The organism is Shewanella vesiculosa (genome assembly GCF_009994065.1).
In the GTDB taxonomy this organism is placed as follows: Bacteria; Pseudomonadota; Gammaproteobacteria; order Enterobacterales; family Shewanellaceae; genus Shewanella; species Shewanella vesiculosa.
This window is the reverse complement of sequence record NZ_JAACSD010000022.1, coordinates 1-16,051: the sequence shown is the minus strand read 5'-3', so window position 1 is coordinate 16,051 and position 16,051 is coordinate 1. Positions and strand designations below refer to the sequence as shown.

The window sequence follows — 16,051 nt, the reverse complement described above, 5'->3', positions numbered from 1 at the left end:
ACTAAAAGAAAAAAGCACTAGGTTGGAATAGTTTTTCGACGTCACCAATGAACTTCTTATTTACTAAGAATAAGATGACATGGTCACCCTGCTCAATCACGGTTTTATCGTGGCCCATTAATACTTCATCATTACGGACGATTGCACCAATGGTGGTTCCCGGTGGTAATTTAATGTCGCCAATCTTTTTCCCCACCACTTTTGATGTACTTGAGTCTCCATGGGCAATCGCTTCAATGGCTTCTGCTGCGCCACGGCGCAACGAATACACATTACAGATATCACCTTGACGAATATGAGTTAACAGCGCTGAAATTGTCGCTTGCTGGGGCGATATCGCAATATCAATATTCGCTTCTTGGACAATATCGACATAGGCTTCACGTTGGATTAGCACCATGACTTTTTTAGCGCCCATACGTTTAGCGAGTAAAGCCGACATAATATTGGCTTCGTCGTCATTGGTGACCGCAATAAATACATCAGTTTGATCGATATTTTCTTCTAGTAATAATTCTTGGTCAGAAGCATCACCACAAAACACTGTGGTTTTTTCGAGTTTTTCCGACAGTAACTCAGCACGCTCTTGACGGTGCTCAATCAATTTAACTGAATGAGTACGTTGCAGCTTTTGGGCCAGACCAAAACCAATATTACCGCCACCGGCAATCATGATATTGCGGTACGAATTATCCAGCTTTTGCATTTCACTCATCACGGCACGAATATGGCGACTATCGGCGACGAAAAAGACTTCATCATCGGCTTCAATAATCGTGGTGCCTCGCGGCATGATGGGACGGCCTTGCCTAAAAATAGCGGCAACCCGGGTATCAATATTGGGCATATGTTCGCGAAGTGTCGCAAGTGCATTACCCACCAGTGGACCACCATAATAGGCTTTAACAGCCACCAGACTGAGTTTTCCTTTTGCGAATTCAAGTACTTGAAGGGCGCCTGGATACTCAACTAATCTTTGTATGTAAGTAGTTACTAACTGCTCGGGGGCGATGAGTTGATCTATAATAAAACCGCCACGAGGCTTAGCATCGCCACTCTTAATTTCGCTGTTAATAAACAGTTTATCTTGTAGTTCCAAATACGCTTCTGAGCGAATACGAGCAATCTTTGTGGGGGTACCAAATAGGCTATAAGCGATTTGGCAGGCTGCCATGTTGCATTCGTCACTGTTAGTCACCGCAATGAGCATGTCAGCGTCTTCTGCGCCTGCCTCTTTTAAAATATTAGGATGGGCGCCATGACCGACAACAACACGTAAATCAAATTTATCTTGCAACAGTCTGAGTCGAGCTCGATCACTGTCGACGAGTGTGATGTCGTTATTTTCACCGACCAAGTTCTCAGCGAGTGTGCCGCCAACTTGTCCAGCCCCTAAAATAATAATTTTCATGGCTTGAGGTACATCCTTAAATTGCTTTAACTAGGCGCGCGTAATAAAAGCCGTCCATATTGTCTTGTCCTGGCAAAATTTGCCAACCGATGTCATCGAGCTGAGTTTGTTGCTCTATCGGTATTAGACTTGCATCCGCTGTTCGTTCTAGGAATTGTTCAACTTGTTGGTTATTTTCCTGCGGTAAAATAGAGCAGGTTGCATACAACAATGTGCCACCAGGTTTAAGCCATTGCCAGCAATGATCTAGTATCTGTTTTTGTAAATTCGCTAATTCTTCAATGTCGCTATTTTTTCGTAACCACTTTATGTCTGGGTGACGACGAATAACCCCAGTAGCAGAGCAAGGTGCATCAAGTAATATTCGATCAAATTGCTGTCCTTGCCACCACGATGGGATATCTGCGGCATCGCCGTGAATAAGTTGCGCTTTTAAATGCAACCTGTCCAGATTTTGTTGTACTCGAGCAAGGCGTTTTTGATCAAAGTCGACTGCAACTAAATTGATATTGGGAGCGAGCTCTAGCAAGTGGCAACTTTTGCCACCTGGTGCGGCGCAAGCATCTAAAACAAGTTCATCAGCTTTCGGTGCCAGTAAGGTTGCTGCCCATTGTGCGGCGCCATCTTGTACTGATGCAGCACCTTCCATAAAATCAGGTAGTGCAGCCACATCTTTTGCAGCATCAAGCAATATAGCATCTTGGCTTGGGCCTGCTTGAGCTGGAATATCGTATTGAGCTAATGCCGCTAAATAAGTGTCACGTGTTTGTAACTGCTGATTATTGCGCAGCCACATTGGTGGACGCTGGTGGCTCTGCTCAATAATATGTTGCCATTTGTCAGGATAAGCTTGTTGTAAGCGTTTAATAAACCAAGCCGGAGTGTTAAAGCGTAAGGTGTCTGAGTCAGTATTTAGTTCGGCGTCTTGACGCTGAATGGTCCGCAATACACCATTGACTACTTTTACTAAACCATCAAAACGAAGCTGTCTGCAGGCTTCTGCCGTTTCAGAAATCGCCGCATGTGCCGGTATACGAGTAAAGTAAAGCTGGTAACAACCGACAATCAACAATTGATGCAATATACGTTGTTTACCTTTAAAGGGCTTTGCCAAACAGTCACTTACACATTTATCTAACTGGGGTAATTGGCGCATTACGCCATAACATAATTCTGCCAGTAAGGCTTTGTCTTTGCTATTGTCGAGGTGTTGTTGCTGATCGGGTAGTGCGACCGATAATGAGATACCTTTTTCAAGTACTTCATAAATCGTTTTGGCTGCTAATGCGCGCACATTCATGCTAGTTGGCCTCTTGGTTTATACATATACCAGCAGTAAACCAATCACCACGAGCATTGAGAATATCGGCCACATCAAGCGGCTTTTTATTAGGCAGCTGCATGGTTTTAATGATTAACTTACCATCTGCCGTGGCAACCTCAATCCCTTGTTTAGTTGCCGCAATAATCGTTCCTGGAGATTCGGTGCATTTGTCATTAGAGTAATCTGCCTGCCACACTTTTATGCTACTTTGTTGATGATCAAAGTAGCTTACTGGCCAAGGATTAAATGCACGAATTTCTTGCCATAATTGCTTAGCACTTTTGTGCCAATCAAGACGCGCTTCTTCTTTTGACAACTTTTCAGCATAGTTAGCCAATGTTTCATCTTGTTTTTCTGCTTTTAAGCTACCTTCACTTAATCCAAACAGTGCCTGTACTAAGGCTTTTGGCCCTTGCTCGGCGAGTTTTTCATAAAGGCTGGCTGAAGTGTCGATATCTTCGATCGGTAAATGCGTTTTAAGCAGCATATCACCAGTGTCTAGGCCAACATCCATTTGCATAATGGTGACACCGGTTTGTGTATCACCAGCCCATAATGCCCGTTGGATTGGTGCAGCTCCGCGCCAGCGCGGTAAAATTGAACCGTGAACATTGATACAGCCTAAACGCGGGGTATCAAGTACTATCTTTGGTAAAATCAATCCGTAAGCAACCACAACCATGATATCTGCGTTAAGGCTGGCTAATTCTGCTTGCGCCTCTTCATTTCGCAATGAGCTGGGTTGGAATACGGCGATTCCATTTTTTAACGCCAAATCTTTTACTGGGCTTGCTGTGAGTTTCTTACCTCGCCCAGCAGGTCTGTCGGGTTGGGTATAAGCTGCAATCACCTCATGTTTTGAGTCTATGAGTGCCTGTAAATGGCCAGCCGCGAAATCCGGAGTACCGGCAAAGATAATTTTTAACGGTTTCAAATTTATTCCTATGCTTCTCTTGCATCTAAACGAGCTTCTTTTTCAAGCTTAGTTTTAATGCGTTGGCGTTTCAATGGCGATAAATAATCGACAAATAACTTACCTTTTAAGTGATCCATTTCATGTTGAATACAAATAGCAAACAACTCATCAGCTTCAACGGTAAACTCTTTACCGTGACGATCTAGTGCTTTTAAGGTGACAAACTCGGCGCGATCAACTTTAGCGTAAATCCCCGGTACCGATAAGCAACCTTCTTCATTGGCCAAGTCACCGCTGCTCGCGACAATTTGTGGATTAATAAAAATAGTCGGTCGTTCAACATCATCTTGTAGATCCATCACAATCAGTTGCTGATGAAAATCCACTTGAGTTGCTGCCAGACCAATTCCTTTTTCTTGGTACATTGTTTCTAGCATGTTATCTATTTGTGTCTGTAGCTCTGGACCGAAATCCGTTACAGGCTGAGCAATAGTGCGTAAACGTTCATCTGGAAAGCGTAAAACATTAAGTAATGGCATATATAAACTCTTAACAAGTCTGTCAAATTTCAGCCAGTTAGCTATACTGGCTATTGCGATAAGGGTAATTTTAATCCTTACCGCCTTTCAATAACAGTAAAAAGCTCTAATAAAGAGCTAAACAACATGGACCGCACCATGAAACGCTTACTTTTACTTGCTTTTTTATCATTAAATATTTTTGTGGCCCACGCTGATACATTAACTTTAAAGGCGGGGCATCCTGACACGTATGTCGTTAAAAAAGGCGATACATTGTGGGATATCTCCGGATATTTTTTAAATGATCCTTGGCGTTGGCCTAAATTGTGGGGAGTTAATCCGCAAATTGCCAACCCACATCTTATTTATCCAGGCGATAGACTGACATTAGTCTTTATCGATGGTCAGCCTCGTTTAGTGGTTAAGCAACATGTTAAAAAAAGTCCTGAAGGCCGTGTAGAGTCTAAGGATGGCCCGATCCCGGCGGTTGATCTGGCATTAATTAAACCTTATTTGGTACAAAATAGAGTGGTAGATCCGACTTGGTTATCAGGATTACCAATTGTAATGAGCGGTGAAAGCCCATCAATTCATCATGTGGTGGATGATATTGTTTATGTTAACGCGCAGCTGGAGCAAGGCCTAAAGGTTGCAATGTACCAAACGGGTCGTGAGTTTTTTGCTGCTGATAGCGGTGAGTTATTAGGCCAAGAAATTATTTTGGCTTCTAGCGGGCGGGTCATTGAGTCTGGCGCAGTTTCAAAAGTTAAATTACTCAGCAGTTTACGCGAGACTAAAGGTGGCTATCATGTTGCGCCAGTGGAAGATGAAGCGTTAATGTCGGCTTATTTCATTCCGAAGGCGGCGGACTTAAATGTTGCTACTTCTATTATCGGTACTATAGGTAACATTCGTGAAGCCGGTAAGTTAGATGTCGTTTACCTTGATCGTGGCGCCGATGATGGCGTTGAGACTGGACATGTTTTTTCAATGTATCGTGATGGCGAAAACATTATTATTGATAATGATGGCAATCCTGTTCGCCCCATTGACCGCTCCTCTTACGATAAATTATTGGCGAATTTCTCAGACGATATTGAGTATAAAATGCCGGATGTTTTTCATGGTAATTTGATGATTTTTAAAGTTTTTGATAAGACTAGCTTAGGCTTGATTATGTTTAATGATCGTCCTGTTCGCGTTGGCGATAAACTGATGAAACCCGACCCTCTGACCATAAAAGGTGAATAATTTCAGATAAGTTGGTTGACTGGTTAGTTGTTTGTGCAGTATCTGGGCTAGGACCGGCTCGGGTTCAACAATTATTAACTCAAATGGACGTTGAAGAAATTCGCCAACGTCTTGAATTTGAACCACAGGCTTTGCCGCTACCAGCAAGCTTGTTGGCTAAATGCCATATTGACTTTAACAAGGTAGAACAAGCTTTAACCTGGCTTGATTCACAGCCTAATCACTATATTGTGACCCTCTCTGATCCGCTTTACCCTCCATTGCTTGCACAAATTAGCGATCCTCCACTGGTATTATTTGTTAAAGGGTCAATAGAATCGCTGGTATTACCTAGTGTCGCTATTGTTGGTAGTCGAAATGCCTCCCGGGGTGGATTAGATATGGCCGCAGATCTGGCTCGTCATTTAGCTAGCCAAGGGTTTGCCATTACCAGTGGTATGGCGACGGGTATTGATGGTGCTGCTCATAAAGCGACTTTAGCGGTTAATGGAACGACCATGGCTGTACTGGGTTGTGGGGTAGAGTGTATATACCCAAAGCGTCATCTAAATTTGTATCAAGACATTATCAATACTGGTTGTGTGATCAGTGAATATTGGCCTGATATAGGGCCCTTTGCGGGGAATTTTCCTCGGCGTAATCGTATTGTTAGTGGTTTAAGCTTGGGCACTGTTGTGGTGGAGGCTAGTCGTAAAAGTGGTTCGTTAATTAGTGCTCGGCTGGCAATGGAGCAAAATCGTGAAGTGTTTGCTGTGCCAGGATCAGTATTAGGCGGCTATAGCCAAGGTTGTCATGATTTAATTAAAAATGGGGCAAAACTTGTCGAGTCTGCTGCCGATATAATAGAAGAATTAAGCTGTTTATCCGATTATCACCTTGAACAATTGCATCTACGGCACCATATACAGGATAATGCTATTTGTGATTTGCCATTTCATCCGCTGTTAGCTAGTGTAGGTTATGAAACAACTGCAGTCGATGCCGTGGTTGAGGATAGTGGAAAACCAATAGATCTGGTGTTAATACAAATGCTTGAACTTGAGTTACAAGGGTGGGTTGCAGCAGTGCCCGGTGGTTACGTCAGACTAAAGAGGAGTTAGCCATGTTCGATATCCTCATGTATTTATTTGAAAATTACGTTCATAGTGAAATTGAGCTATTAGTTGATGAAGATGAACTCACGAAAGAGTTAACCCGTGCAGGGTTTCATCAAGTTGATATTATAAAAGCACTTTCTTGGTTAGAGCATCTTGCCGATCTTCAAGAAAGTGATAAACCGTACTTATGTAATCACGCCCAACATTCATTCCGTATTTATACTAAAGCGGAAATGGACAAGTTAGATGTTGAGTGTCGTGGTTTTTTACTGTTTTTAGAGCAGATCCAAGTACTCAGTGTTGAAACTCGTGAAATGGTTATTGACCGTGTCATGGAGTTAGACGAACCCGCTTTAGTGTTAGAAGATCTCAAATGGGTGGTATTAATGGTACTATTTAATGTGCCTGGAAATGAGTCCGCCTACGAGCAAATGGAAGATTTAATCTTTGAGCAGCCAGAAGGGCGCTTACACTCATAACACAAAGGAGGCTTAGCCTCCTTTTTTAGATCTTCACAATATCATTCATTGAGAGCACGATGTCGAAAATTGATCAGCAGTTGTTTACTGCCCACGAGCATGCACTGGAGAAAGAGTTTGAACTTTGTCCTGTTTGTGGATCTGAACTGTCGGTTAAACACAGTAAGCATGGCAGTTTTGTCGGCTGTAATAATTATCCCAGTTGCGATTATACTCGCCCATTAGTGCAACATGAGTCGTTAGAGACTCAAGTTATTAGTGGGTCGCAGTGTCCGCAGTGTGGTCATGAGCTTGCGGTTAAATCTGGTCGGTTTGGTATTTTTATCGGTTGCACTCACTACCCTGAATGTACTCATATTGAAAAGCACGATCATACTCATCAAGCCGAAAAATTGACTTGTCCTCTGTGTGCTAAAGGTCACCTTGAATCTCGTACTAGTCGTTATGGTAAGACTTTTTTTGCTTGCAGTGCCTATCCAAAATGTAAGTTTATCGTAAACTATCCTCCCTACAATGAAGCTTGTCCTGATTGTGGCTTCGGGATTTTAGTTGAACGTAAAGGTGCTGCGGGTAGTCGAGTTGAATGTCCGCAAAAATCCTGTAAATATAAGCGAGCTTTATAGTTTTCGCTTACACCATTAAAATGATGCGAGGAAATTCCATGTTGCAATTGCAGCCAGCTGCTGTCGTCTCCGTTATCAATCAAGGTGGAGTTATTGCTTATCCTACTGAAGCAGTATTTGGTTTAGGCTGTGATCCTGATAACGACAGTGCTATCGAAAAGTTATTGGCCGTAAAGCAACGTCCTTGGCAGAAAGGCTTAATCTTGGTCGCCAGTTCATTTGAGCAACTTCTACCTTATCTTGATTTGACTCAGTTAACGGAGCAGCAGTTGCAGTTTGCCCAATCAAAGTGGCCAGGGCCCTTTACTTTTGTGATGCCAATAAAACCGCATGTATCTAAATTACTCTGCGGTGAATTTGATTCGATAGCTGTGCGCATATCAGCACATCCTGTGGTGCGAGAGTTATGTAACACCCTTAATAAGCCCTTAGTATCGACAAGTGCCAATTTAGCCGGTGAGCCACCGGTCGTCGATGCACAAAATATCATCACAGATTTTAGTGATAAAATTGATGCATTGATTTTAGGTAAGCTGGGCGAACAGCGTCAGCCATCAACCATTATTGATGCCCGCAGTGGTAAAATTATTCGCAGTGGAAGCTAATACTATGTCAAACAACCGTTCTCAAGTACCCGACGTGCAAAAAGTAAAATCCTTTTTGTTAGCATTACAGCAAAATATTTGTCAGCGTTTAGAGCCACTCGATGGTAAAGCCAGCTTCAAAGCCGATTCATGGGAACGTGAAGAAGGTGGTGGCGGCACGAGCCGAGTATTAACTCAAGGCCAAGTGTTTGAGCAAGCCGGCGTTAACTTTTCCCATGTGATGGGGGCGGCTATGCCCGCATCGGCCACTGCTCATCGTCCAGAGTTAGCTGGCCGCAGTTTTGAAGCTATGGGGGTGTCATTGGTTATTCACCCTAATAATCCTTATATACCGACGACTCATGCTAACGTGCGTTTTTTTATTGCCAGTAAAGAGGGCGCTGATCCTGTGTGGTGGTTTGGTGGTGGGTTTGATTTAACCCCTTACTATCCATTTAAAGAAGATGTGGTTAGTTGGCATCAAACGGCTAAAGATATTTGCGATCCATTTGGTGAAGATGTTTATCCAAAGTACAAAAAATGGTGTGATGAGTACTTCTTCTTACCGCATCGTAATGAAACCCGTGGTGTCGGTGGATTGTTTTTTGATGATCTTAACGAACCAGGTTTTGAGCGAAGCTTTGAGTTTATGCAAGCGGTAGGCAACGGCTTTATTGACGCTTATGCGCCGATAGTCGAACGCAACAAAGAGTTAGAATATGGCGATGACGAACGCCAGTTCCAGCTTTATCGCCGTGGTCGCTATGTTGAGTTTAACTTGGTCTATGATCGTGGCACCTTATTTGGTCTACAAACAGGCGGTCGGACTGAATCTATTTTAATGTCGATGCCGCCATTGGTGCGTTGGGAATATGCATTTACTCCTGAACAAGGTAGCCCAGAAGCAGAACTGTATGACATCTACCTAAAACCTCAAGATTGGTTAGTCCAAACTTAATACTTGCCATGTCGCACTAATGAGTCATCGGTTACGCATATTGTCTGCTAAAGTCGAAATAGCCTGAATAATCACTTGTTGATGTTCAGGCTTTTTTATTGCGTTGGTGATCGCAGCACGCATACAAATTAACCACTGATCACGCATCGATTCATCAATCGCGAAGGGTATGTGCCTTGCTCGCAATGCCGGGTGACCATGTTTTTGCTGATAAAGTTGCGGACCACCCAACCAACCACTTAAGAACTCATACAGTTTTTGTTCAGACGCTTGTATTGGCGAGCGATGCATCGCTAATAATGCTTGAGTTTCGGGACGTGTTTGCATTTGTTGATAAAAGTCATGGGCAATCGCACGGATCACCTTGTCGCCACCAATAAGGTCGTAGGCATTTGACTGTGTGGTATCTCTGTCATCAACGGTTTGCTGTTTAGTGAATAATTTACGTAACCAGTTCATATTGTCAGTTATTAGGGGTGTCGAAGTTATTATATCGAAATCATTACCATCGATGGATTATTTTTTTGTTAACGTTTTGATACCAATTATTTAACGATTAGGCTGTATTTCAGCTGTTAACTTGGTTAGATTGGGTGAAAAATAAAAAGGAGAGCCAAATGGCAAAAGTAATGCCTTCATTGGTTGCTGTAGCGTTATCAACTGTAATAGCAGGTTGTAGCCCAGCACAACAAGACCCTAAAATCACAATCAATACCAATCCGTATCCTAGTACTTATCAAATATTGCCTAATTCAACCACACTGCTTAAAAATGCCATTGTATTAACCGGTACTGGTGAGCGTATTGATAATGCTGATGTATTGATAAAAGACGGCAAAATTAGTGCAGTTGGTCAACAGCTATCCGCTGCAGGTGCTGTGGTAATCGATGCCAAGGATAAGTGGATTACTCCAGGTATTATTGATGTCCATTCACATTTAGGTGTTTATCCAAGCCCGAATGCTGAGTCACACAATGATGGCAACGAAATGACCAACCCAGTAACCGCTGAGGTATGGGCAGAGCATAGTGTATGGCCACAAGACCCTGGGTTTAATCGTGCCCGAGAAGGTGGTATCACTACGCTACAAATTTTACCGGGTTCGGCTAACCTAATTGGGGGCCGTGGGGTGACACTCAAAAATGTTCCCGCGACAACCATGCAAGCGATGAAGTTCCCAGCTGCGCCTTATGGATTGAAAATGGCCTGTGGTGAAAATCCTAAATCTTTATATGGTAGCCGTAACGAATTACCTATGACTCGTATGGGTAATATGGCGGGGTACCGTACAGCGTTTATTCAAGCAACAGAATACAAACGTGCTTGGGATAAATATGATGCTGACTATGCCGCAGGTAAGAACCCTGTAGCACCAGAGCGCGACTTAATGAAAGACACTCTAAAAGGTGTGCTTGAAGGTGATATTTTAATTCACAACCATTGTTACAAAGCTGAAGAAATGGCAATGATGATCGACCTAGGTAAGGAGTTCGGTTATCACGCCGGTACATTCCATCATGCTGTAGAAGCTTATAAAATTGCCGATTTACTTGCTGAGAATGGTAATTGTGCTGCTATGTGGCCAGATTGGTGGGGCTTTAAACTCGAAGCATACGACATGGTGCTTGAAAATGTTGCTATGGTCGATGCGGTTAAAAACTCTTGTGCTGTCGTGCACTCAGACTCTGGCGTAACCATACAGCGCCTTAATCAAGAAACAGCAAAAATCATGCATAACGCAAATGCTAACGGCTTTAACTTAAAAGCTGAGCACGTGATTGGCTGGATTACTGCTAACGCAGCAAAATCATTGGGTATTAGCGATAAGACTGGTTCACTCGAAAAGGGTAAAAATGCAGATGTGGTTGTATGGAATACCAATCCGTTTAGCGTATACGCTCAAGCTGAACAGGTATTTATTGATGGTGCAAAAGTGTATGACCGCCAAGACCCTGCCTATCAGGCACAAAGTGACTTTATGTTAGGTCAGGAATAAGGAGCAAGACAATGACATTATTTAACAAATCTGCGCTTGCTTTGAGTTTATCAATGAGTCTTGCTTTAGTGACTAGCGCTGTTAAGGCTGAAACTATTGCCATTATTCATGCCACCGTGCATACCGCCACCGAACAAGGTGTATTAAAAGATGCTTCGGTTGTGATTGAAGACGGTAAAATTGTGGCTATTAATCCTCTATTACCGACTGCGGACACCATTATCGATGCCAAGGGGGCAATTTTAACACCTGGTTTTATTGCTAGCATGAATGATTTGGGCTTAGTGGAAATTGGTGCGGTAGCATCTTCACGTGATGCTTACGAAAAAGAAGCCGATGTTGTTTTCGATCCTAGTTTAGCTTACAACCCCAAGGCATCTACAGTGCCATTTGCTCGCAAAGGCGGGATAACTCGTAATGTAGTGTCATCAGGGGGTGGCGAAGGCATTTTTGCAGGACAAACATTTACCGTAGACTTAAGTGGTGATTGGGACAGTATACTGGCCGCTAACACCGGATTAGTTGTTGCATTAGGTGCTAAAGAAGAAGGCTCTCGTGCAGCAGGAATGCAGCAATTGATCCATAAACTTGAAGATGCTAAAAAAGCGCAAGCCAAAAAGAGTAAAACGAAAAAAACAGCTGAAGATGATAGCGAAGTGCCAAGTCGTGAAGATGAGATTATTCACGCGGTACTCGCGGGTGAAAAACCATTAATTATCGACGTTGACCGTGCCAGCGATATTTTGCATTTAATTAAACTTAAACAAGACTTAGGCATAGATCTTATCCTGGTCAATGCTGCAGATGCTGTATTAGTGGCTGATAAGCTAGCGCAAGCCAACATTCCTGTGGTTATTGATAGCATGCGTAACTTACCAGAAAGTTTCGATGCATTGCATAATTCACTCGAAAATGCAGGTAAACTAGCAAACGCGGGTGTCAAAGTAGCCATTGCATTACCGGGTGATAGTCATGGTATTTACTCACTACGTTTTAGTGCTGGTAATGCGGTTGCTAACGGGATGAATTATGATGATGCCCTTGCTGCTGTGACGGCAAATGTGGCGGATATTTTTCATTTAGACTCTGGGCGGATTGCGGTCGGCAAGTCTGCAGATTTAGTGTTATGGAGCGGCGATCCGTTCGAGTTTAGCAGTAAGGTGCAAAAGATGTGGATTGCAGGAGAGGAGCAAAGCACAGACAGTCGTCAAGACAAGCTCCGTGATCGCTATTTACAAAAAACGGCAATGCCTGAAGCCTATAGCCGATAGCATCTCACGATTTACGTGGGACGTTTCCCTAAATCGTTAATGAAGAGAAAAAGCGAATGACAGATAAGTATGCTGTATTTGGTAACCCAATAGCCCAAAGTAAGTCACCATTTATACATACTGAGTTTGCCAAGCAAACTCAGCAAGACTTAAGCTATGAAGCTATTCTCGCACCGGTCGATCAATTTGACTCTTGGTTAACGGCATTCTTTGCCGATGGTGGTAAAGGTGCCAATGTTACTGCGCCTTTTAAAGAGCAGGCGTTTGCCATGTGCGACGAGCTCAGTGATATGGCTAAACTCGCGGGCGCAGTCAATACCTTGTTTAATTTGCCCGATGGCAGAATTGGTGGTGATAATACTGACGGCATTGGTTTGGTTAATGACCTCGAAATGCTGTTTGGCTCCTTAAAAGGTAAACGAGTGTTACTGGTGGGTGCTGGTGGCGCGGCAAGAGGCTGCATTTTGCCTATTTTACAGCACAATGTGGCTCAGCTCGTTATTTGTAACCGGACCCACGAAAAAGCAGTGCAGCTTCAAAGTTTATTTAATGAATACGGTAATTTTTTTGCTAAACCCATCGATGACCTCAAATCTCCATTTGATTTAGTGATTAATTCAACTTCAGCCGGTTTATCGGGGCAGTTAATTGCTCTTCCGAGTGTTATTGTTGATGAAACTACTGATTGTTATGACATGACTTACAGCCGCCAAACCACTGTATTTAATCAGTGGGCTCAAGATCTACATGCCCATAAAACTGCTGATGGTTTAGGTATGTTAGTCGGCCAAGCTGCAAAGAGTTTTAGCCTATGGCGTGGTGTCGTTCCTGAAACCGCTTCAGTTATGCGACAACTACGAGAATCAATGATGCAAAAGGTAGCTGATTAATGAATCAAAGCGTAATTTTTTCCGATCAGCTGTTTATTGAAACGAATCAAGTAAGGTTCATTGCGCAGCTGCAGGGCATGAATATTAACTGTTTTGCTAGCTTCGGTATTATCAGCAAGCTCTGTGATCATCAAGACGTAAGTCAACATAATGCCGCCGGTTTATTTGAGCAATGCCGTTTTGATTTAGAAGACAAAGCGGAAAGTCTTATTGAACAAGAAGCTTTTAACGACAGCGGTGAGATTATAGTGGTGTGGTGATGTGCCTAATGAGTATGATTTATCTTGTTAGTTGCGCAACCTTCCGCAGCAGGCCTTTTTTTGAGACCTTTCTGGATGTACATATTGTTATCCGCCTGCTTAAAGGCGCTTGCCCAATCTTGAACATAGTGCGCAATCCCGAAACTAAAGTGAATTCCCGGCGATAAAGCCGCTAAGTCTTGTTGCAGTTGGCTGATTTGTTTTTCGATGATTTCTATAGGGCCACGGCATAATGCAACAAATTCATCGCCACCATAACGAGCAAGCAAAAATTCAGAGTGCCATAGCTTTTTTAATGATTGCGCAAAGGCTTTTAATGCATTGTCACCCGCCTGATGTCCATGTTGGTCATTTAGCGGCTTTAAATTATCCATATCTAAAATAATAATGTAGCTGGCTAAGTCTGGCTCATGTTGCCATTGTAAAATCGCGCTATCAAATTTCTTCCGGTTATATAGCTCAGTTAGTCCATCATAATCTGCCATGATTTCGATTTTTTTAGACTTCTGATACAGTGAAATTGCGTTAGCTGCTTCTGATGTAAGAATATTAACCAGATTTATATCATAATCACCAAAGGCTTCCATCTTGCTACTGTCTAAATTCATCATTCCATAAAGTTTACCGTCAATGCGTATAGGGCTCGATAAGGTTGAGCAAATCGGCTTTGTTGAAGCATGTAAGAGTGCGTGTTGATCATCGCTAGTGAGAGTACTTTTAGCATTGATGTTTTTCATATTGTTAATCACAACGGCTTTATCACAGCGCCCATTCGTGCTTCGAAATTGAAAGGTTTCCTCTAAAGTAAAATTTATTTTTCGCAAAGCCTCTAAATCTAAGCCCACAACCGATTCAAATTGTAATCTACTGGTGTTCTTATCAACCAAAATCATACTGCCCATTTCGGCATCATTTATAGCAATAACCGCTTTTTGTAGTAGGGCGTCTAAGAAGGCATTTTCAGAATTGTATTGGCTCGATAAATTAACTAACTCATAAGTAGTGTCGTTAATATGGATAACTTGCTCTAAATGCTGCCAAAGCCGCAAAATATTCTGTTTATGAATGTGATAAGCGATGCCATAACTCAGTGTGTAAACACCACAAACAAGGAATAGAGATAGATAAAAGAACGAATTATTAGGTATGGCGAATGTGAAGATAATAATAAATAGCGATAAAGGTACTGCAAGCAACAGTAGGTGACTGGTAAAATCGACATAGGCGATGTGTTTATTATTAATCAGACCTCTGGTATTCACTTCAAACATCCTGGGTTATAAATAGCTAAAACGACTTAACGATTAAACATCGTGTCAGTTTTATATCAAGTTAAGTTGTCGCCTCTACTAATTTAACCCTAGTGATCAGCATTCGTACGATAATGGCAGTATAAATCATACTGTATGTGTTAATAACTCTCTATCTTGTTCATCACTATAGTGGTTAAGCCAATAATATAAATGTGTTGAATAACTCATTTAGACAAAACTTAAAACGATATAGACCAACTTCATACAGATCTATATCGCTTACATGGCGTTTCTCTATTGCTGTAAATCCACTAAGTATTCATTTTTTAAACGAACATAGTTATCTGCAGACATTGGCAAGAAGGCTCGTTCTGCGTCAGTTAAAGGACGAACTTGTTTACAAGGACTGCCAACATACAAATAACCACTCTGCAAAACTTTATTGGGTGGTACTAATGAACCCGCTCCAACAATCACGTCATCTTCTACTATGGCCCCATCAAGTAAGATCGCACCCATTCCTATTAATACACGATGACCAATCTTGCAGCCATGCAACATTGCCTTATGACCAATAGTCACATCGTCACCGATAATCAAGGGATTTCCTTCAGGGTTAGAAGGCGATTTACGCGTGACATGCAATATACTGCCATCTTGAACATTACTGCGTTTACCAATGCGGATTTTATTCACATCACCACGGGCGGCAACTAATGGCCAAACACTTGCGTCATGGTCTAGTTTTATATCGCCCACAAGTACCGCAGACTCATCAACATAGACGTTATCAGCCAAATTGGGGTGAATTCCTTGGTAAGTTCTTACATTAGTAGACATAACAATCCTTATATATTCATGGTTTGTGACAGTATAATGCTTAAAAACTAGCTGGTCAGGCTAAATTATCCGCAAACAAGCCAAAAATAACAAATAACCTCAAAAAAGGCCTTGCACAAAATCTTGTGGTGCCTATAATGCGCATCCACTGACACGGCAGACAGCGAAAGCAGTCACCGAGTTGGGTTGAGTTAAGTGGTTCATATCACTGGATTCAGGCGAAAAGAAAGTTTGAAAAAACACTTGACGCCGACACGGGAAAGCGTAGAATACGCAGCCCAAGCCAACGACCTAGCGTCTTACGGCGATGTCTGAAAAATCGACATCACGTTCTTTAACAATCTAAACAAGAAATCTGTGTGGACATTCACAGGTA

Annotated in this window: 17 protein-coding genes; 10 read left to right on the top strand and 7 right to left on the bottom strand. The window is 42.5% G+C overall.

Translation table 11 applies throughout. The features are described from left to right. Nucleotide 1: 1 nt before the first annotated feature. The 4 genes from trkA to def are packed head-to-tail and all read right to left on the bottom strand — an operon-like array spanning nucleotide 2 to nucleotide 4,190. Entirely contained in the window at nucleotides 2-1,411 is a 1,410-nt protein-coding gene (gene trkA, locus GW828_RS18045) for a Trk system potassium transporter TrkA (protein WP_124016551.1), read from the bottom strand. Nucleotides 1,412-1,427: 16 nt separating this feature from the next. Continuing rightward, nucleotides 1,428-2,711: a 16S rRNA (cytosine(967)-C(5))-methyltransferase RsmB gene (rsmB, locus tag GW828_RS18040; protein WP_273059497.1), complete on the bottom strand. Its 1,284-nt coding sequence runs from the start codon at nucleotides 2,709-2,711 to the stop codon at nucleotides 1,428-1,430. A 1-nt stretch (nucleotide 2,712) separates the two neighbouring features. Beyond that, entirely contained in the window at nucleotides 2,713-3,669 is a 957-nt protein-coding gene (gene fmt, locus GW828_RS18035) for a methionyl-tRNA formyltransferase (protein WP_273059496.1), read from the bottom strand. Between the two features lie 8 nt (nucleotides 3,670-3,677). Further along, complete coding sequence (gene def / locus GW828_RS18030; protein WP_220487684.1) at nucleotides 3,678-4,190, bottom strand: peptide deformylase; 513 nt, start codon at nucleotides 4,188-4,190, stop codon at nucleotides 3,678-3,680. A 126-nt stretch (nucleotides 4,191-4,316) separates the two neighbouring features. On the opposite strand from def, the gene GW828_RS18025 reads away from it, so the two are divergent. From GW828_RS18025 to hemF, 6 genes are read left to right on the top strand one after another with little or no spacing between them, the layout of a single operon-like run. Beyond that, a complete protein-coding gene (locus GW828_RS18025; protein ID WP_124016547.1) occupies nucleotides 4,317-5,423 on the top strand; it encodes a LysM peptidoglycan-binding domain-containing protein in 1,107 nt (368 codons plus the stop codon). 11 nt (nucleotides 5,424-5,434) lie between these two features. After that, complete coding sequence (gene dprA / locus GW828_RS18020; protein WP_475909078.1) at nucleotides 5,435-6,523, top strand: DNA-processing protein DprA; 1,089 nt, start codon at nucleotides 5,435-5,437, stop codon at nucleotides 6,521-6,523. Nucleotides 6,524-6,525: 2 nt separating this feature from the next. Further along, the gene (locus GW828_RS18015) at nucleotides 6,526-6,999 is read left to right on the top strand and encodes a DUF494 family protein (protein ID WP_182698816.1); all 474 of its coding nucleotides are present in this window, start codon (nucleotides 6,526-6,528) and stop codon (nucleotides 6,997-6,999) included. A gap of 59 nt (nucleotides 7,000-7,058) precedes the next feature. After that, a complete protein-coding gene (locus GW828_RS18010; protein WP_124016545.1) occupies nucleotides 7,059-7,622 on the top strand; it encodes a DNA topoisomerase family protein in 564 nt (187 codons plus the stop codon). Nucleotides 7,623-7,660: 38 nt separating this feature from the next. Next, nucleotides 7,661-8,227 (top strand): L-threonylcarbamoyladenylate synthase type 1 TsaC, encoded by a 567-nt coding sequence (gene tsaC, locus GW828_RS18005; RefSeq protein ID WP_124016544.1) that lies wholly within the window; start codon nucleotides 7,661-7,663, stop codon nucleotides 8,225-8,227. A gap of 4 nt (nucleotides 8,228-8,231) precedes the next feature. Further along, entirely contained in the window at nucleotides 8,232-9,164 is a 933-nt protein-coding gene (gene hemF, locus GW828_RS18000; protein WP_273059495.1) for an oxygen-dependent coproporphyrinogen oxidase, read from the top strand. Between the two features lie 24 nt (nucleotides 9,165-9,188). Here hemF and GW828_RS17995 read toward each other — a convergent pair whose 3' ends face one another. Continuing rightward, the gene (locus GW828_RS17995; RefSeq protein WP_273059494.1) at nucleotides 9,189-9,623 is read right to left on the bottom strand and encodes a group II truncated hemoglobin; all 435 of its coding nucleotides are present in this window, start codon (nucleotides 9,621-9,623) and stop codon (nucleotides 9,189-9,191) included. Nucleotides 9,624-9,781: 158 nt separating this feature from the next. Here GW828_RS17995 and GW828_RS17990 point away from each other — a divergent pair, with 158 nt between their 5' ends. From GW828_RS17990 to GW828_RS17975, 4 genes are read left to right on the top strand one after another with little or no spacing between them, the layout of a single operon-like run. Then, entirely contained in the window at nucleotides 9,782-11,161 is a 1,380-nt protein-coding gene (locus GW828_RS17990; RefSeq protein WP_273059493.1) for an amidohydrolase, read from the top strand. A gap of 11 nt (nucleotides 11,162-11,172) precedes the next feature. Then, nucleotides 11,173-12,432 carry an amidohydrolase family protein gene (locus GW828_RS17985; protein ID WP_273059492.1) on the top strand — a complete coding sequence of 420 codons (1,260 nt, stop codon included), beginning with the start codon at nucleotides 11,173-11,175 and terminating at the stop codon, nucleotides 12,430-12,432. 56 nt (nucleotides 12,433-12,488) lie between these two features. After that, nucleotides 12,489-13,322, top strand: coding sequence for a shikimate dehydrogenase (gene aroE / locus GW828_RS17980; protein WP_273059491.1), 834 nt, complete (start codon nucleotides 12,489-12,491; stop codon nucleotides 13,320-13,322). After that, on the top strand, nucleotides 13,322-13,582 hold the full coding sequence (locus GW828_RS17975; protein ID WP_124016538.1) for a DUF1488 family protein: 261 nt from the start codon (nucleotides 13,322-13,324) through the stop codon (nucleotides 13,580-13,582). Before aroE ends, GW828_RS17975 begins: the two co-directional genes overlap by 1 nt. Before the next feature lie 5 nt (nucleotides 13,583-13,587). Here GW828_RS17975 and GW828_RS17970 read toward each other — a convergent pair whose 3' ends face one another. Then, entirely contained in the window at nucleotides 13,588-14,844 is a 1,257-nt protein-coding gene (locus GW828_RS17970) for a sensor domain-containing diguanylate cyclase (RefSeq protein ID WP_273059488.1), read from the bottom strand. Nucleotides 14,845-15,129: 285 nt separating this feature from the next. Next, the gene (locus tag GW828_RS17965) at nucleotides 15,130-15,675 is read right to left on the bottom strand and encodes a gamma carbonic anhydrase family protein (RefSeq protein ID WP_182723685.1); all 546 of its coding nucleotides are present in this window, start codon (nucleotides 15,673-15,675) and stop codon (nucleotides 15,130-15,132) included. Nucleotides 15,676-16,051 lie beyond the last annotated feature (376 nt).